Source organism: Curtobacterium sp. NPDC098951 (assembly GCF_044759965.1).
Taxonomy (GTDB): Bacteria; Actinomycetota; Actinomycetes; order Actinomycetales; family Microbacteriaceae; genus Curtobacterium.
Genome location: NZ_JBIWAG010000004.1, coordinates 150,314 through 167,654, shown reverse-complemented (window position 1 = coordinate 167,654; position 17,341 = coordinate 150,314). Strand labels below are relative to the sequence as shown.

Annotated in this window: 16 protein-coding genes; 11 read left to right on the top strand and 5 right to left on the bottom strand. The window is 72.3% G+C overall.

Annotation, left to right across the window (positions count from 1 at the left end; genetic code table 11):
* Positions 1-80: 80 nt before the first annotated feature.
* Complete coding sequence (locus tag ACIQUC_RS13225) at positions 81-728, top strand: TetR/AcrR family transcriptional regulator (protein ID WP_022906481.1); 648 nt, start codon at positions 81-83, stop codon at positions 726-728.
* 256 nt (positions 729-984) lie between these two features.
* On the opposite strand, the gene ACIQUC_RS13220 is transcribed toward ACIQUC_RS13225, so the two are convergent.
* Positions 985-2,616: a dolichyl-phosphate-mannose--protein mannosyltransferase gene (locus tag ACIQUC_RS13220; protein ID WP_402267646.1), complete on the bottom strand. Its 1,632-nt coding sequence runs from the start codon at positions 2,614-2,616 to the stop codon at positions 985-987.
* Positions 2,617-2,681: 65 nt separating this feature from the next.
* Between ACIQUC_RS13220 and rsmI the strand changes: the two genes are divergently transcribed.
* The 4 genes from rsmI to rsmA all read left to right on the top strand — a co-directional run bounded on the left by rsmI (position 2,682) and on the right by rsmA (position 6,958).
* Positions 2,682-3,503, top strand: a complete 822-nt coding sequence (rsmI, locus tag ACIQUC_RS13215; RefSeq protein ID WP_022906479.1) for a 16S rRNA (cytidine(1402)-2'-O)-methyltransferase — start codon at positions 2,682-2,684, stop codon at positions 3,501-3,503.
* Between the two features lie 121 nt (positions 3,504-3,624).
* A complete protein-coding gene (gene metG, locus ACIQUC_RS13210; RefSeq protein WP_402267643.1) occupies positions 3,625-5,202 on the top strand; it encodes a methionine--tRNA ligase in 1,578 nt (525 codons plus the stop codon).
* Positions 5,199-6,107, top strand: a complete 909-nt coding sequence (locus ACIQUC_RS13205; RefSeq protein ID WP_402267640.1) for a TatD family hydrolase — start codon at positions 5,199-5,201, stop codon at positions 6,105-6,107. The genes metG and ACIQUC_RS13205 overlap by 4 nt, the downstream gene beginning before the upstream one ends.
* Positions 6,107-6,958: a 16S rRNA (adenine(1518)-N(6)/adenine(1519)-N(6))-dimethyltransferase RsmA gene (rsmA, locus tag ACIQUC_RS13200; protein WP_402267637.1), complete on the top strand. Its 852-nt coding sequence runs from the start codon at positions 6,107-6,109 to the stop codon at positions 6,956-6,958. Before ACIQUC_RS13205 ends, rsmA begins: the two co-directional genes overlap by 1 nt.
* Here the strand turns inward: rsmA and ACIQUC_RS13195 are convergent.
* Together ACIQUC_RS13195 and ACIQUC_RS13190 are read right to left on the bottom strand one after the other, a co-directional pair.
* Positions 6,903-7,820 carry a pentapeptide repeat-containing protein gene (locus tag ACIQUC_RS13195; RefSeq protein ID WP_402267634.1) on the bottom strand — a complete coding sequence of 306 codons (918 nt, stop codon included), beginning with the start codon at positions 7,818-7,820 and terminating at the stop codon, positions 6,903-6,905. The genes rsmA and ACIQUC_RS13195 overlap by 56 nt on opposite strands.
* A complete protein-coding gene (locus ACIQUC_RS13190) occupies positions 7,820-8,290 on the bottom strand; it encodes a YbaK/EbsC family protein (RefSeq protein ID WP_402267632.1) in 471 nt (156 codons plus the stop codon). Before ACIQUC_RS13190 ends, ACIQUC_RS13195 begins: the two co-directional genes overlap by 1 nt.
* 132 nt (positions 8,291-8,422) lie before the next feature.
* Here ACIQUC_RS13190 and ACIQUC_RS13185 point away from each other — a divergent pair, with 132 nt between their 5' ends.
* Positions 8,423-8,866, top strand: a complete 444-nt coding sequence (locus tag ACIQUC_RS13185) for a hypothetical protein (RefSeq protein ID WP_402267629.1) — start codon at positions 8,423-8,425, stop codon at positions 8,864-8,866.
* A gap of 64 nt (positions 8,867-8,930) precedes the next feature.
* On the opposite strand, the gene ACIQUC_RS13180 is transcribed toward ACIQUC_RS13185, so the two are convergent.
* Positions 8,931-9,722: an SDR family oxidoreductase gene (locus tag ACIQUC_RS13180; protein WP_402267626.1), complete on the bottom strand. Its 792-nt coding sequence runs from the start codon at positions 9,720-9,722 to the stop codon at positions 8,931-8,933.
* A gap of 54 nt (positions 9,723-9,776) precedes the next feature.
* Here ACIQUC_RS13180 and ACIQUC_RS13175 point away from each other — a divergent pair, with 54 nt between their 5' ends.
* From ACIQUC_RS13175 to ACIQUC_RS13155, 5 genes are all read left to right on the top strand, one after another.
* Entirely contained in the window at positions 9,777-10,619 is an 843-nt protein-coding gene (locus tag ACIQUC_RS13175) for a helix-turn-helix transcriptional regulator (RefSeq protein WP_022907301.1), read from the top strand.
* A 563-nt stretch (positions 10,620-11,182) separates the two neighbouring features.
* Positions 11,183-12,181 (top strand): RimK family alpha-L-glutamate ligase, encoded by a 999-nt coding sequence (locus ACIQUC_RS13170; protein WP_402267623.1) that lies wholly within the window; start codon positions 11,183-11,185, stop codon positions 12,179-12,181.
* Between the two features lie 89 nt (positions 12,182-12,270).
* On the top strand, positions 12,271-13,323 hold the full coding sequence (locus tag ACIQUC_RS13165) for an LLM class flavin-dependent oxidoreductase (RefSeq protein WP_402267620.1): 1,053 nt from the start codon (positions 12,271-12,273) through the stop codon (positions 13,321-13,323).
* Positions 13,323-14,627, top strand: a complete 1,305-nt coding sequence (locus ACIQUC_RS13160; protein WP_402267617.1) for an O-acetylhomoserine aminocarboxypropyltransferase/cysteine synthase family protein — start codon at positions 13,323-13,325, stop codon at positions 14,625-14,627. Before ACIQUC_RS13165 ends, ACIQUC_RS13160 begins: the two co-directional genes overlap by 1 nt.
* Positions 14,628-14,636: 9 nt before the next feature.
* Positions 14,637-15,569, top strand: coding sequence for a 4-(cytidine 5'-diphospho)-2-C-methyl-D-erythritol kinase (locus ACIQUC_RS13155; RefSeq protein WP_402267614.1), 933 nt, complete (start codon positions 14,637-14,639; stop codon positions 15,567-15,569).
* Between the two features lie 33 nt (positions 15,570-15,602).
* Here ACIQUC_RS13155 and ACIQUC_RS13150 read toward each other — a convergent pair whose 3' ends face one another.
* A complete protein-coding gene (locus ACIQUC_RS13150) occupies positions 15,603-17,276 on the bottom strand; it encodes a hypothetical protein (RefSeq protein ID WP_402267611.1) in 1,674 nt (557 codons plus the stop codon).
* Positions 17,277-17,341 lie beyond the last annotated feature (65 nt).

The window sequence follows — 17,341 nt, the reverse complement described above, 5'->3', positions numbered from 1 at the left end:
CATCCGCTTGCGACCAGTGTAGACCGAAACGGAAGGTCTGCATCCGCTTATTCCCAGAAAGTTCAACTAGGTTCGGTGACGTGAGCACCACCGACCTCGAGCGCCCCCTCCGCGCCGACGCAGCACGCAACCGCGAGCTGATCCTGCAGACGGCACGCAAGTGCTTCGCGGAACGCGGGTTGTCGGTCACGTTGAACGACATCGCGCACGAGGCCGGCGTCGGCGTCGGGACCGTCTACCGCCGTTTCGCCGACAAGGACTCCCTGATCGAGGCGCTGCTCGCCACCAAGTTCGAGGCCATGAACGACGCCGCGGCACGTGCTGCGGACGAGTCCGATCCGCGCGAGTCCCTCCGGGTGTACCTGATGGGCGTGTTCGAGTTCCGGGCGCGCGACCGTGCCCTCGCGGACGCCATCGTGCGTGCCGGCAAGTCGCGCCCGTCGATCGTGCAGGAACGTGACCGGCTCGAGACCCAGGTCTCCGAGATCATCCGTCGTGCGCGGGACGCCGGCGTGGTGCGGGTCGGCTTCGACTACCGCGACCTGCCGATGCTCACCTCGATGGTCGGCGCCGTCGCGGACACGACGCGCGCGCACGACCCGAACGCATGGCGCCGCTACGCCGAGGTCCTCATCGAGGGCGTGCTGCCCGGCACCCCCGACGCGCCCATGCTCGGGGACCCGCTCGACCGCGAGTCGATCGAGCGCGCCCTGCACGCGCAGTCCTGACACCGCCCGACCGGGCGCACCAGCGCGCGGTCGTGACACCGCCCGACCGGGCGCACCAGCGCGCGGTCGTGACACCGCCCGACCGGGCGCCCCAGCGCGCGGCCCGGACACGACCCCGCCCCGCCGTGCGCACGAGCGCGCGGCACGATCCCTACCCGCCGTGCGCACCAGCGCGCGCTCCGGACGCGACCCCGTCCGGGCCGGGAGGCGCGGTGCGGGGCCGACCCGCGCCTCCCGGCCGACGGGTGGTCGCGTGCTACAGCCAGCTCGGGAGCCAGTAGTGGGACCGGACGAAGTCCCACGGCACCTGCATGCCCGTCCACATCGGCAGCCAGTACGCCGAGGCGAGCACCACGACGCCCAGGTACACGCCGACCCACACGACGGCACGTGTCCGGCGTGGCCGGGGGTCGTCCCGTCGTCCGAGCACCAACCCGATCGCCGCGGCGAGCGCCATCACCATGAAGGGCTCGAAGGCGATCGTGTAGAACTGGAAGACCGTCCGGTCGACGTAGAGCAGCCACGGCAGGTACCCCGCCGCGACCCCCATCAGGACGAACGCGTACTCCCACCGCCGGCGCAGGATCCAGAGCACGAGCAGCGCCACGACGGCGACGACCGCCGCGTACCAGACGAAGGGGTTCGCGATGCCGGTGATCGCCTCGCCGCAGCGGGTGGCCGTGCAGCCGTCCTGGCCCGCGTTCGTGCCGACGTAGTACATCGACGTCGGGCGCTGCATGACGAGCCAGAGCAGCGGGTTCGCCTGGTACGAGTGCGGGGTGTGCAGGCCGATGTTGAAGCCGTAGATCTCGGACTGGTAGTGCCACCAGTTCTGCAGGCTGTCCGGCACCCACGACAGCACGCCGGTCCAGCGCTCGCCTCCCGTGGCGATCCAGTTCCGGTCCCAGCCGTCCTTCGACACGAACCACCCGGTCCACGACGTCACGTAGGTGACGGCCGCGATCGGCACGGTGAGCAGGAACGACACCGGTGCCTGCTGCAGCCACGCGCTCGAGGACCAGAACTCGATGCCGGCCCGCTTCCGCAGCATCATGTCGGTCAGCACGGAGTACACCGCGAAGAACGCGAGGAAGTACATGCCGGACCACTTCGTCGCGGTCGCCAGGCCGAGCGCCAGCCCCATGGCGATCAGCCACGGCCGCCACCACAGCACCGGTCCCCAGAGCGTGTCGCGTCCGGCGGCCGTCCGTCGGGCGACCCAGGCGTCGAGTCGTCTGGACGTCCAGCGTCGGTCGAGCAGCAGCGCGCCGAAGCCGAGCACGACGAAGAACGTGAGGATCCCGTCGAGCAGCGTGACGCGGGACAGCACGATCGCCTGCCCGTCGACCGCGAGCAGGAACCCCGCCAGCGTGCCGACGAGGGTGGACCGGAACAGCGAGCGGGCGATGACGGCCGTGAGGAACACGGTCGCGATGCCGAGCACGGCGACGGCGAAGCGCCACCCGAACGAGTTGTCCGCGCCGAACAGCAGCATGCCGAGGCCGATGAGGTACTTGCCGAGCGGCGGGTGCGCGATGAACTCGGCGGCGTTCGTGAAGATGTCGGTCTGCCCATCGGCGAACCGCTGGTCCGTCGTCGGCTGGGAGTCGTCGGCGGGGTTGCCCGGCCAGGTGCCCTCGTACCCGAGGTGCACGATCGACCAGCCGTCCTTGACGTAGTAGGTCTCGTCGAACACGAGCGAGTGCGGGTGGCCGAGTGCGACGAGCCGCAGCACCGCCGCCAGCAGCGTGACGCCGAGCGGCCCGGCCCAGCGCCACAGTGCGACGCGCCTGGCGGTCGAGAGCGTGCGCCCCCACCAGTCGTCGAGACGGGAACCGACCGGCCCGTCGGGGACGGCGGTGCGGTCGTCGGTCAGCGCGCTGGTCATCGCAGAGCATCCTACGGATCGACGCCATGTCCGCGCTGGCGCGCACAGGCGACCACAATGGTCCCGTGATCGTGCTCGCAGCAACGCCCATCGGCAACCTCGGCGACGCCTCCAGGCGGTTGGTCGAGACCCTCTCGAACGCGAGCGTGGTCGCCGCCGAGGACACCCGCACCGCGATCCACCTCATGCGGGCGCTCGGCATCGAGAACCGCCCCCGCCTCATCGCCCTGCACGAGCACAACGAGCGCGCGAAGGCGGCCGAGGTCGTCGAGCTCGCCCGTGACGAGGACGTCGTCGTCCTCACCGACGCCGGCATGCCCGCGATCAGCGATCCCGGCTTCCCCCTCGTCGAGGCCGCCGCTGCCGCCGGGGTGACGGTGACGGCGTTGCCGGGGCCGTCCGCCGTGCTCATGGCGCTCGCCGTGTCCGGCCTGCCGACCGACCGGTTCAGCTTCGAGGGGTTCCCGACACGCAAGGGCGGTGAGCGGCGGCGGCTGTTCTCCGCGCTCTCCGGCGAGCAGCGCACGATGGTGTTCTTCGAGTCCCCGCACCGACTCGCCGACACGCTGTCCGACATGGCCGCGGGCTTCGGCGACGACCGGCGCGCGGTGGTCTGCCGCGAGCTGACGAAGCTGCACGAGGAGGTCCGGCGCGGGTCCCTCGCGGAGCTCGCGGCGTGGGCGGCCGACGGGGTGCGCGGCGAGATCTGCGTCGTCGTCGAGGGATCGACCGGGGCGCTCGACGTGACGACGATCGAGGACGGGGTCCGGCTCGTGCTCGAGCGGGTCGCCGCCGGGTCTCGCATGAAGGAGGCGGCGGCGGCCGTCGCGGACGCGACGGGGCTGTCGAAGCGCGACCTCTACGAGGGTGCGCTGGCGGCGCGGTAGACGCGAGCGCCACGGGCCGGGAGGCGCGGCTCCGGACGCGCACCGCGCCTCCCGTCCGGTTCTCCACAGGTGGCGCGCGGGGCGCGTCATGCGGCACCGGTGCGCCCGTAGGATGGTCCGCATGTCCGACGGGTCCTCGTTCAGCATCACCACGCCGATCTTCTACGTGAACGACGTGCCCCACATCGGGCACGCCTACACCGAGGTCGCCGCGGACGTCCTCGCGCGCTGGCACCGGCAGCGCGGCGACGACACCTGGCTCCTGACCGGCACGGACGAGCACGGGCAGAAGATCCTCCGCACGGCGTCCGCGAACGACGTCACGCCCCAGGAGTGGGCGGACCGGCTCGTGACCGAGGCGTGGAAGCCGCTCCTCGACACCGTCGACGTGGCGAACGACGACTTCATCCGCACGACCGACGAACGCCACGAGCGCGGCGTGACGGCGTTCCTGCAGAAGCTGTACGACGACGGCTACATCTACGCGGGCGAGTTCGAGGGCTTCTACTGCGTCGGCTGCGAGGAGTACAAGCAGCCGAGCGACCTCGTGCCCGGCACGGGTGCGTACGAGGGGCAGCAGGTCTGTGCAATCCACTCGATCCCCGTCGAGGTGCTGGCCGAGCGCAACTACTTCTTCCGCATGTCCGACTTCGAGCAGCGCCTGCTCGACCTGTACGAGTCGAACCCGCTGTTCATCCAGCCCGAGAGCGTCCGCAACGAGATCATCTCGTTCGTCAAGCAGGGCCTGCGCGACCTGTCGATCTCGCGGTCGAGCTTCGACTGGGGCATCCAGATCCCGTGGGACCACGACCACGTGCTCTACGTGTGGTTCGACGCCCTGCTCAACTACGTCACGGCGCTCGGCTACGGCACCGACGACGACGAGGCCTTCCAGCGCCTGTGGCCGAGCGTGCACATCGTCGGCAAGGACATCGCCCGCTTCCACGCGGTGATCTGGCCGGCGATGCTGATGGCCGCCGGGCTGCCCGTCCCCGAGCGCGTGTTCGGGCACGGCTGGCTGCTCGTCGGCGGCGAGAAGATGTCCAAGTCGAAGCTGACCGGCATCGCGCCGTCCGAGATCACCGACACGTTCGGGTCCGACGCGTTCCGCTACTACTTCCTCCGCGCGATCACCTTCGGGCAGGACGGCAACTTCAGCTGGGAGGACATCTCCGCCCGCTACCAGGCCGAGCTCGCGAACGGGTTCGGCAACCTCGCGTCCCGCCTGGTCGCGATGCTGCAGAAGTACTTCGACGGCGCGGTGCCCGAGCGCGGCGCGCTGACCGGGTCGGACGAGGCGATCGACACCCTCGCGGTGTCGGTCACCGAGCGTGCCGACGCGGCCATCGCGGCGTTCGCCCCGCACGAGGCCATCGCCGCGGTGTGGGAGCTCGTCGACGCCCTGAACGGGTACATCACCGAGCAGCAGCCGTGGGCCCTGGCGAAGGACGACGCCCAGCGCGAGCGGCTCGGCACCGTGCTGTCCACCGCGCTCCGCGGCCTCGGCACGGTCGCGGTGCTGCTGTCGCCGGTCATGCCGAAGGCGACCGAGAAGCTCTGGGCCGCGATCGGTGCGGGTGGCTCCATCACCGAGCAGCGCGTGGACCGCGCGTGGGAGTGGCAGGGCGCGTCGACCGTGGTCCCGCTCGAGAGCGGGCTGTTCCCGCGCATCGAGCAGTCCGAGCAGGGCGCCGCGTGACCGACGCGCACCTCCGCTCCCGGGGCGACGGCGACGGGTCGAAGCGGGACCTGACCTACCCGCCGCTGCCCGAGGCGCTGGTCGTCCCGGTGTACGACAACCACACCCACATGGAGATCGCCGACGGTGGCGACGGCGCGCTCGACTACCGCGAGCACCTCGGCCGGGCGTCGAGCGTCGGTGTCCGCGGTGTCGTGCAGGTCGGCACCGACCTCGCGACCTCGGAGTGGTCGGCGGCCATCGCAGCACGGGAGCCCCGGGTCCTCGCCGCCGTGGCGCTCCACCCGAACGAAGCGCCGTCGCTGCAGGAGCAGGGGCTGCTCGACGAGCACCTCGCGGGCATCGAACGGCTCGCGGCGCTGCCCCGCGTCCGGGCGATCGGCGAGACCGGGCTCGACTTCTTCCGCACGGGCGAGGACGGCCGCGACGCCCAGGTCCGCTCGTTCGAGGAGCACATCCGCATCGCGAAGGAGCACGACCTCGCGCTCACGATCCACGACCGCGACGCGCACGACGCCGTGGTCGAGGTCCTCGACCGGGTCGGCGCCCCCGAGAAAACCGTGTTCCACTGCTTCTCGGGGGGCCCCGACCTCGCCCGGCTCTGTGCGGAGCGCGGCTGGTACATGTCGTTCGCCGGCACCGTGACGTTCAAGAACGCCGCACCCCTGCGCGAGGCCCTGCACGTCGCGCCGCGTCACCTGATCATGGTCGAGACCGACGCGCCGTACCTCACCCCGACGCCGTACCGCGGCCGGCCGAACGCGCCGTACCTCATCCCGCTCACGCTCCGGTCGATGGCCGAGACCCTCGGGACCGACGCCTCGATGCTCGCGGCACAGATCGCCTCGAACACCGAGCTCGTCTACGGCGCGTGGGACGCCGAGCCAGTGACGGTGGACGGCTAGTGGCGACGCTCCTCGGCCCGGCGGAGATCCGGGACCTCGCAGCCCGGCTCGACGTCACCCCGACGAAGAAGCTCGGCCAGAACTTCGTGCACGACGCCAACACCGTCCGGCGCATCGTGGCGTCCGGCCGGGTGTCGGCCGACTCGGCCGTCCTCGAGATCGGGCCCGGCCTCGGGTCGTTGACGCTCGGTCTCACCGAGACCGGCGCCTCGGTGACCGCGGTGGAGATCGACGGTCGCCTCGCCGCCGAGCTCCCGGCCACCGTGGCCACGATGCAGCCCGACGCGCGGCTCCGCGTGATCCACCAGGACGCCCTCACCGTCGCCGCGACCGACCTGCCGGAGCCGCCGACGCACGTCGTCGCGAACCTGCCGTACAACGTCTCCGTCCCGGTGCTGCTCCACCTGCTGGCGACCTTCCCGTCCATCGAACGCGCGCTCGTGATGGTGCAGGCCGAGGTCGGCTACCGCATCGCCGCGGGACCCGGCAGCAAGGTCTACGGGGCGCCGAGCGTCAAGGCCGCGTGGTACGGGTCGTGGTCGATCGCCGGCCAGGTCAGCCGTCAGGTGTTCTGGCCGGTGCCGAACGTCGACAGCGTGCTCGTCGGGTTCGACCGGCACGAGCCCCCCGGGGACGAAGCCCTGCGGGCGCAGGTCTTCGCGCTCGTCGACGGCGCGTTCCAGCAGCGGCGGAAGATGCTGCGGCAGAGCCTGTCCGGCGTCCTCGGCAGCAGTGCCCGGGCGTCGGAACTCCTCACCGCCGCCGGGGTCGACCCGACGGCCCGCGGGGAGATGCTCAGCGCCGACGACTTCGTGCGGCTCGGCCGGACGGTGCTCGCCGCGGGGGCGTGACCCCGTCGGTCGCATCGGCCGTCGTGCTCCAGTGCCCGGGACGCTGGAACCCCGCCGGCAGGACCGTGGCCGCGTCGCCCCGTGCCGCGTTGACCTGCATCTGCGTGAGGAACACCGCTCCGCGGAGGTCGGTGCCGCGCAGGTCCGCGTCGCGGAGGTCCACGCCGAGCAGGTCGCAGCGGTCCAACCGGGCACCCCGGAGGTCCGCCGCGATCGCGAGTGATCCGCGCAGCGTCGCCCCGCGCAGGTCGGCCCTACGCAGGTCCGCGCCGACGAGGTCCGTCCCCGGACCGACCCGCTGGCCGTCGGCGCCGACCGGACCCCGTCCCCCTGCGATCGCACTCGCCTCGAGCAGGAGCGGGCGGGACCGGTCGTACTCCGCGTCGACGTCGAGGGTCGCGAGGTCTGCCGGCGCGCCGTCGCTCAGCAGACGGACGTGTTCGAACGCCTGGACCCAGGGGGTCTCGTCGTGTGACGCTCGCACGAGGGTGATCGCCTCGTCGAGGTACCGCAGGAGGTCGTGGAGTCGTCGGACGATCGGGAACGTGGCGAACATGGACCGCCGCGTCTCGGGGTCGTCGCGCCACGAGCGGCCCGCGAAGGTGTGCCGGGAGACCTTCTGCCCGGCCCCCGAGCAGTCGAACACCGTGCAGCCGGAGAAACCCCGTTCCCGCAGGTGCGGGTGGATCCGGCAGCCGTCCGCGTCGTCGAGGTTCGTGCACGGGTCGCCGGCGTCCTTGTCGAACGGGAAGTCCGCGGACCGCGTGAAGGCCAGGGCGACGCAGCACAGGCCGAAGCAGTTCGCGCAGTCGGCGCCGAGGTCCTCGCGTCGTCCCAGCTCGACACGCGTCCGCGTCGTCATCAGTGGTCGTTGACCCGGACGACCGTCCCACCGGTCAGCGACAGCAACTGCTCGAAGGTCAGGGGGAGCACACTGTTGGCGGTCCCTGCGGCCGACCAGACCGTCTCGTACTCGCGGAGCGCCTCGTCCACCACGGTGCGGATCGGGGCCGGGTGGCCGACGGGGGAGACGCCGCCGATCGGCTGCCCGGTGATCTCGCGGACCTGTTTCGCGGTGGCCATCGTGAGCTCGGTCGCGCCGATCTGGGCCGCGAGCAGGTCGGTGTCGACCCGGTGCCGACCGGAGGTCATCGCGAGCAGGGGTGCACCGTCCGCCAGGAACAGCAGGCTGCTCGCGATCGCTCCCGGTTCGGTGCCGAGCGCGGCGGCGGCCTGCGCGGCGCTGTGGGTCGAGTCGGGGAGTTCCCGGGCGGTCGCGTCGATGCCGGCTTCGGCGACGATGCGCTGGACGGTGGCGAGGCGGTCGTTCATCACCGCCCATCTTCGTGGGATCCGGTGTCCAGCGCGAGTCCCTCGACAGCGAAAGCGCGCGACGGGTCCTCGAGATCCGCAGCACGTCGACCTGCACGCGTGGGCCGACCGGATGGCCCTAGGCTTCGACGGGTGTCTGCACCGCGTTCCCGTTCCGCACTCGTCCTCCTGCTCACGGCAGTGGTCGCAGGCTGCGCCATCGTGGTCGTCGCCGTGCGCGCGCTGCTCCGGGATCCGTCCGCCGACGCCGCGTGGGTGGCCGTCGCGCTGGGGGCGATGTTCGTCGCGTGGGGGATCACCTTCGACCGGCTCCCCGACGACGACGACGACCGCGAGGGCCACGACCGGGACGATCCTCGTGCGTCGATCTGGACGCCCCGTCGCCTCAACACCGCCCTGTCGACCGGCTTGGCGATGACGGGCGCCTACGTCGTGATCCGCGCGCTCGGTCGGCCGGTCGACACAGCGCTGATCGGGGCCCTCACCTGGCCGGCCTGGCGGCTCGTCAACCGGTTCCTCGACGGTGTGATCCGGCGGCGCGGAGCTCGCGGCGAGGCGGACGGCGCCACCGACTGAGCGCGCCCGCCACCCGTCACCCGTCCCCGCCGCCGGCCCGGCGGCGGGGACGGTGAGCCGGTCGTCAGTGCCCGCGCGACGCCAGCGCCTCGATGAGCTGCTGCTGCGTCCCGTCACGCTCCGACCACCGCAGCGGCAGGACGTTCTGCACGAGGATCTCCGGGGCGGCACCCGAGCGCAGCAGGTCGACGACCTCGGTCAGGAAGTCGTCGAGCGGCATCCCGCCGAAGTCCACCCCTTCTCCCATGATGTCCGTAGCGACCGCCGGCGGCGCCAGTTCGAGCACGGCGACCGGCGACCCGGACAGCTGCTGCCGGAGCGAGAGCGTGTACGAGTGCACGGCGGCCTTCGTCGCGCTGTACGTCGGCGTCGCCGTGAGCGGGGTGAACGCCAGCCCCGACGTCACGGTGACGATCGTCGACGCGGGACGGGTGAGCAGGTGCGGCAGGAACGCGTCGACGAGGCGGATCGTCCCGAGCAGGTTCGTCTCGACGACGGCGACGGCGTCGCGCAGGTGCTCCGACGAGCGCAGGTCCTCGGTGCGCATGATGCCCGACATCGTGATCAGGGCGTCGAGCGCGGGGTACGCCTCGGTGACGGCGGCGGCCGCAGCGGTGATCGACGCCGGGTCGGTGACGTCGAGCTGCACGGTACCGAAGCCGTGCTCAGCGGCGAGCGAGTCGAGCAACGACCGGCGTCGGCCGCCGATCACGACGGTGCTGCCCGCTGCCTGCAGGCGGAGCGCGAGGCCGAGACCGATGCCCGAGGTCGCGCCGGGGATGAAGACGGTGGAGTTCGTGATGTCCATGTCCACCACCGTGGTGCGACGCTCCAGGAGCATCCAGAGGCCGGTCATCGGGGGACCGCCGATCCCTGGCACGTGGCGCGCCGCGGGGGCACGATGATGACCATGGACCGACCCGTGCTCGCCGACTTCCTCCGTCGCCGCCGAGAACTGCTGCGCCCCGAGGACGTCGGACTCGGTTCCGGGCAGCGCCGCCGGACGCCGGGGCTCCGGCGCGAGGAGGTGGCCGCGCTGGCGGGGATGTCCGCCGACTACTACACCCGACTCGAGCAACAGCGCGGGCCCCAGCCGTCCGAGCAGATGGTCGCAGCGATCGCCCGGGCACTCCGCTGCACCCTCGACGAGCGCGACCACCTGTTCCGCCTCGCCGGGCACAACGCACCCGCACGGGTGCACCGCTCCGACCACGTCGACCCCGCGATCCTCCGTGTGCTCGACCGTCTCGAGGACACCCCGGCCATCGTGGTCAACGACCTGGGGGAGACCCTGGTCGAGAACGAGCTCGGAGCCGCACTCGTCGGCACGACCACCGGCCTGCCCGGCAACGAGCGGTACCAGCCGTGGCGGTGGTTCATGACGGAGTACGAGCGGGCGAGGTACGCGCCCGAGGAGCACGAACGGCTCGCTCGGGCCCAGGTCGCAGCACTCCGCGCCGCCGTCGGTGCCGCCGGGCCGGGCGACGGTCGGGCCGCCCGGCTGATCGCCGACCTCGAGGCGGGCAGCGCGGACTTCCGGGCGCTCTGGTCCCTGCACGAGGTGGCCAGCCGCTGGGAGGACCACAAGACGTTCGTCCACCCCGAGCTCGGCCGGATCACGGTCGACTGCCAGGTGCTGCACACCACGAGCCAGACGCAGGCGCTGTTGCTCTTCACGGCGCCGGCGGGCAGTGAGGCCGCGCAGAAGCTCGAGCTCCTCCGTGTCGTGGGTCGGCAGGTCTTCTCCGGCTGAGACCTGCGCACCGTGCGGGTCCGTCCGGCCCGTGCGAGCTTGGCCGGCCGTGCACCGTGCAGCTTCGTCCGGCCCGTGCGGGGCCGTGCCGCCCGTGCGAGCTTGGCCGGCCGCGCACCGTGCGAGGTTGTCCGCCCGGTGCTGGCGCGACCGCTCGGTGCGGCCCTACAACCTCGCACCGAGCCATCAGCCGCGCACGGATCGGACAAGGTCGCACCGTGCGGCTTCGTCCAACCGCGTGGGTCCGGGCGGGTCCGTGCGGCCCGTGCGAGCTCGGCCGTCCGCGCACCGTGCAGGTCCGTGCGGCCCGTGCGAGCTTGGCCGGCCGCGCACCGTGCGAGGTTGTTCACTCGGTGCCGCCGCGATCGCTCGGTGCGGCCCTACAACCTCGCACCGAGCCACCAGCGGCGCACGGATCGGACAAGGTCGCACCGTGCGGATCCGGCGAACCCCACGACCGCACCCGGCGAGCAACGCCGCACGCGGCGAGCAGCACCGCACCCACCGAGCAACGCCGCGTCACACACCTGGCGACTCCAGGGTGCCGTGCCTAGGGTGGCGAGGTGAGCACTCCCCGCGTGTACGTCATCCACGAGAACCCCGAGTGGTTCCCGCCGCTCGCCGCTGCCTTCGAGGCCGAGGGGGTCCCCGTCGAGGAGATCCTCCTCACCGAGGGCCAGATCGACCTCGCCGCCGACCCCGAGCCGGGCGTGTACTGGTCCCGGATGTCGGCGAGCTCCCACACCCGCGGGCACGAGCACAGCAAGGAGTACACCCGCGCGGTCCTCGGCTGGCTCGAGCGGGCCGGCCGGCAGGTCGTCGGCGGCAGCCACGTCCTCGAGCTCGAGGTGTCGAAGGTCGCCCAGCACGGACTGCTCCGGAACGCCGGGTTCGACGTCCCCCGCACCACCGCCGTCTTCGGGCGCACGACGCTCAAGCGGGCGGCCCACGACTTCACCGGCGGCCAGGACGTGCCCTTCATCACGAAGCACAACCAGGGCGGCAAGGGCCTCGGCGTCCGTCGCTTCGACTCGCTCGCCGAGTTCGACGCCTACGTCGACAGCCCGGAGTTCGAGGAGCCGGTCGACGGCATCACCCTGCTGCAGGAGTACCTCACCGCCCGCGAGCCGTTCATCACCCGCGTCGAGTTCGTCGGCGGCGAGTTCGTCTACGCCGTCCGCGTGGACACGAGTGCCGGCAGCTTCGAGCTCTGCCCGGCCGACGCGTGCGAGGTCCCGCAGGTCATCGCGGGTGCGGTCTGCGACGTGCCCGGCACCGAGGCCGTCGGCGCACCTCCGGCGTTCAGCGTCCGGACCGAGGTCACCGCCGAGCACCCGCTCGTCCAGCAGCTCCGCACGTTCCTCGCCGACCAGCGCATCCAGATCGCGGGCGTCGAGTTCATGGAGACGACCGATGGTCGCACGGTCGTCTACGACATCAACACGAACACGAACTACAACCCCGCCGTCGAGGAGACCGCGCCGGCCTCCGGCCCGCGCTCCATCGCGCGGTACCTCGGTGGCCTGCTGGAGACGCAGTACGCGGCGCACCTGACGGCCTGAGAACGCAAGATCCACCGGACTGGAGGCGCGGTGCGGGCCCGCCCCGCGCCTCCAGTCCGTCAATCCCCACCTCCCCAAGGAACTCACCCGTGCGATTCGGATACTGGACCCCGCTCTTCGGCGGCTGGCTGCGCAACGTCGACAACGAGCACATGCCGGTCACCTTCGACTACGTCAAGCGACTGGCGCAGCGCGCCGAGCGCGTCGGCTTCGACCTGACGCTCGTGCCGGAGCTGAACCTCAACGACATCAAGGGCACCGCGGCACCGAGCCTCGAGGCGTGGGCGCTCGCCGCCGGGATCGCGGCGACGACCGAGCGCCTCGAGATCATGGCGGCGATGCGGCCCGGGTACCACCTGCCCGCCGTCACCGCGAAGCAGGCCGCGACCATCGACGACATCTCCTGCGGCCGGTTCACGTTCAACGTGGTGAGCGCGTGGTGGGCGGAAGAGGCCAAGCAGTACGGCGGGATCTTCTCCGAGCACGACGACCGGTACAAGCGCACGGCGGAGTTCGTCGAGGTCATGAAGGGGCTCTGGCGGGAGACGCCGTACTCCTTCCACGGCGAGTACTACGACATCGAGAACAGCCACCTCGAGCCGAAGCCCCGGGTCACCCCGCGCATCTACGCCGGCGGGGAGAGCGAGGCCGGCAAGGCGGCGATCACGGGCTACGCCGACGCCTACGTGACCCACGGCGGCACGGTCGAGGAACTCCGGACGAAGATCGCCGAGATGAAGCAGCGCCGGGTCGACGCCGGGCTGCCGCCGTTCGAGGCGTTCGGCATGGCCGCCTACGTCATCGTCCGCGAGACCGAGGAGGAGGCGCAGGCCGAGCTCGCCCGGATCACGGACGTGCAGCACGGCCACGCGTACGAGTCCTACCAGGACTTCATCTCGAAGTCGCAGCTCGAGCACGTCCCGTCGCTCGAGGACTACTCGGTGTCGAACCGCGGCCTCCGCCCCGGCTTCGTCGGCACGCCCGAGCAGGTCGCCGCGCGGATCCGGGAGTTCGAGGACGCCGGGGTCGACACGCTGCTGCTGCAGTTCTCGCCGCAGCTCGAGGAGATGGACCGGTTCGGCGAGCAGGTCATCCCCCTGGTCCGCCCCGCGGTGACGGTGCCGTCCGGGGCGGGCGCCTGATGGGGGCCACCGAGGACGACTGGGCGTTCGAGACGCGGCAGATCCGCGCCGGCTACAAGGCCGACCCGGGCTGGGGCGCCAACGTCCCGCCGATCGCCCAGAGCGCCGCCTTCGTGTACCCGTCGGGTGAGGACGCCGCCGCCCGGTTCCTGCTCGACGCACCGGGGCACACCTACTCGCGGGTGAACAACCCGTCCGCGGCCGCGCTGGAGCGTCGGATCGCCGACCTCGAGGGCGGTGTCGGCGCCCTCGCACTCGCGTCCGGGCAGGCGGCGACGTCGCTCGCGGTGCTCGGACTCGCCCGTGCCGGCGACCACGTGGTGTCGAGTGCGTCCCTGTACGGCGCGACCTACACGCTGTTCCACTCCACGCTGGGCGACCTCGGCATCTCGTTCACCTTCGTGCAGGACCCGACGGACCTCGACGAGTGGGCCGCGGCGGTCCGACCGGAGACGAAGGCGTTCTTCGGCGAGTCGATCCCGAACCCGCGCGGCGACGTCCTCGACTTCGAGGGGGTGGCCGGCGTCGCGCACGAGCACGGCGTCCCGCTCATCGTCGACAACACGATCGCGACCCCGTACCTCGTCCGTCCGATCGAGCACGGTGCGGACATCGTCGTGCACTCGGCCACGAAGTACCTCGCCGGGCACGGCAGCGCCATCGCCGGGCTCATCGTGGACAGCGGGAACTTCGACTGGGCGGCACACGCCGAGCGGTACCCGCAGCTCACGACGACCGAGCAGTCCGGGTTCGCGGGCACGAACTTCGCGTCGAAGTTCGGCCGTCGCGCGTTCATCCAGCGCACCCGGTCGAAGCTGTCCGCCGACCTCGGACCGGCGATCGCACCCTTCAACGCCTTCCTGGTGCTGCAGGGCGTCCAGACGCTCTCGCTCCGCATGGAGCGGCACGTGTCGAACGCCGCCGCGGTGGCGTCGTGGCTCGACGCGCACGACCAGGTGCTCGGCGTGCACTACGCCGGACTGCCGACGTCGCCCTGGCACCACCTGGCCGAGCGGTACGTGCCGGCGGGACCGTCCGCCGTGCTCGCCTTCGACCTCGACGGCGGCGTCGACGCCGGACGGCGGTTCGTCGCGGCGCTCGAGCTGTTCGACCACGTCTCGAACATCGGCGACGTGCGCTCCCTCGTCGTGCACCCCGCGTCGACGACGCACGTGCAGATGACCTCGGCGGAGCGTGCGGCCGCGGGCGTCGGCGACGGGCTGATCCGCCTGTCGATCGGGCTGGAGCACGTGGACGACATCCGCGCGGACCTCGCGCGCGGCTTCGCGGCTGCGTCGGGATAGGTTGGGGGCATGACCACGTTGGCCGCACCGACCCGCGTGCGGACGCGCGCCCCCGGGAAGATCAACGTCTACCTGTCGGTCGGCGCGCTGCAGGACGACGGCTACCACGACGTGGCGACGGCGTACCAGGCGGTCTCGCTGTACGAGGACGTCTCGGCGGAACCGGCCGACGACTTCTCGGTGACCTTCACCGGACCCATCGACACGCGGGCGGTGCCGGTCGACGAGTCGAACCTCGCGATCCGTGCCGCCCGGCTCGTGGCCGACGCCGCCGGGTACCGCGGGGGCGTCCGGTTGACCATCGACAAGCAGGTCCCGGTCGCCGGCGGGATGGGCGGGGGATCCGCCGACGCCGCCGCGACCCTGCTCGCCGTCGACACGCTGTGGGGGACGGCGCTCGGGCGTGAGGAGCTCCTCCGGCTCGCCGCGCAGCTCGGCGCCGACGTGCCGTTCGCCTTCGCCGGCGGCACCGCGGTCGGCACCGGTCGCGGCGACGAGCTGAGCCCGGCCCTGGCCAAGGGCGAGTTCCACTGGGTCCTCGCCCTGAGCGACGCCGGCCTGTCGACGCCGGCCGTGTACCGCGCCCTCGACGAGCACCGCGAGCGCTACCGCGCGGACATCGCCCCCGCGCCGACGACGCCCGTGGTCGAGGCGAACGTGCTGCAGGCCCTCCGCGCCGGCGACCCCGACCTCTTGGCGGACTGCCTGCACAACGACCTGCAGGCCCCGGCGATGCGCCTGCAGCCCACGCTCGCGACGACGCTCGAGATCGGCGAGAAGGCCGGTGCCCTCGCCGGACTCGTCTCGGGCAGCGGGCCGACCGTGGCGTTCCTCGTCACCGACCGCGACGCGGCACTCGAGGTGCAGGTCGAGCTCAGTGCCGCCGGCATGGTCGCGGTGCGCGCCGCCGGTCCCGTGCACGGCGCCCGCCTCCTGCACTGACGGGCAGGCGCTCGGGCACGCGCTCGGCGTCGATCAGCTGCGGACGTACTCCGTGATGACGACGGTTCCGGTCTTCCAGTGCTCCTTGGCGGTGAACCCGTGCTCGGCGAGCACCTCGGCCGTCTCGGGCTCGATGTTGCGCGCCTTCACGGTCCCGCCGACGAACCACACCGTGTCGATGTCGCCCAGGCGGCTCGGGATCGTGGTGGCGAGGTCGCCCGTCTGGTTCCAGAGGACACCCGACTCGGTCCCGAGCTTGCGGACGCCGAGGTCCGTCATGCCCGTGAACGCCGTCGGGTACGAGATGCGGATGATGTCGGCCGTGGTGCCGGGGTGGCCGTAGACGCTGCCGAACACGACGCCCTCGTCGGCGTCGGCCCGGTTGCTGCTGCGCTCGGCCGAGATGATCGCGGCGGCACGGGCCCAGGTGGAGTCCTGCTTCGCGAGCGGCTCCTTCACGGCGACGGCCGTCGGGACGGACAGCACGAGGACCGCGGCGACGACGGTGGCGAGCAGGGCCTTCGGACGGACGAACGTCAGCGCGAGGGCGATGAGCAGCGCGACGAACGGCAGGCTGAGCGAGGCGTACTTCGGGGAGTACAGGTGCTTGCCCATCGCCGTGGCGAGGACCAGCGCGGCGGTCGGGATCACGACGAGCGGCAGGGCGACCCGGACGGCCTGGGCGCGCACGAGGGTCCGGACGGTCGCGGACCGTCGGTGTGCCTCGACCAGGACGAGCACCGTGCCGACGAGCATCAGGGCCCAGGCGCCGGCGGCGTACACGTCGGCACCGCCGAACCACGCCGTCGCGAACACCTGGGCGACGGTCCGTTCCCCGATGCCGGCGATCCACGCGACCTGCTTCGACTGCGACGCCACCTCGACGACGAGGGGCGAGACGGCGACGGCGGCGATCGCGGACGCGATCGCCCAGCGCACGACGACCCCGCGGGTCACGAGTGCCGGGCCGAGGTCGGGGCCACCGCGGGACACCGTTGCGCGGCGCACGGCGGCGCGTCGGGCGAGGAGCGTCCACAGCAGGGTCACGGCGTGCGCGACGACGGCGAGCGACAGGTAGACGTTGAAGGTGACCGAGACGAGCGCGAGTGCCCCGTAGGCCGCCCACCAGTGCAGGCTGCGCCCGGTGCGGGTCCGGCGGACCGCGGTCAGGCCGACGAGGGTGAGGCAGGCGGCGAGGGTCGTGATCGTGGCGTAGGGGCGCCCCTCGGACGCGGCCCACTGCACCCGCGGCAGCGCGATGAACACGAGACCGGCGGTGATGCCGAGCCGGCGCCCGCCGAGTCGACGGCCGAGGGCCACGAGGAGCCCGGCCGCCACCCCGATCGCGAGGGCGCTCGGGAACCGGAGCGTGAAGGGCGTGTACCCCACGAGCCAGAACCAGACGTGCATCAGCGCGTAGTACAGGCCGTGCACGGCGTCGACGCTGTGCAGCTCGGCCCAGAGCTGGGGCCAGCTGCGCGTGGCGCTCGTCACCGTGGCGGCCTCGTCGTACCAGAGCGACGGCACCCAGGCGAACGCGGCACCGACGAGGACGCCGAACGCGCCGACCGTCAGCTCCGGCGTGCGGACGACGGCGGCACCGGCGCTCGACGCGAGGCCGCGCAGGCGCGTCCGGAAGCGGGCACGGACCGGCGCGATCCCCGGGGAGCGGGGGATGCTGATGGTGCCGGTCCGTGGTGCAGTCACGGTGAGGACGGTATCCGTGGCGGCTGAGCAGGTGCCCGGCGTCCCGGCAGGCGAGACTGAGAGTT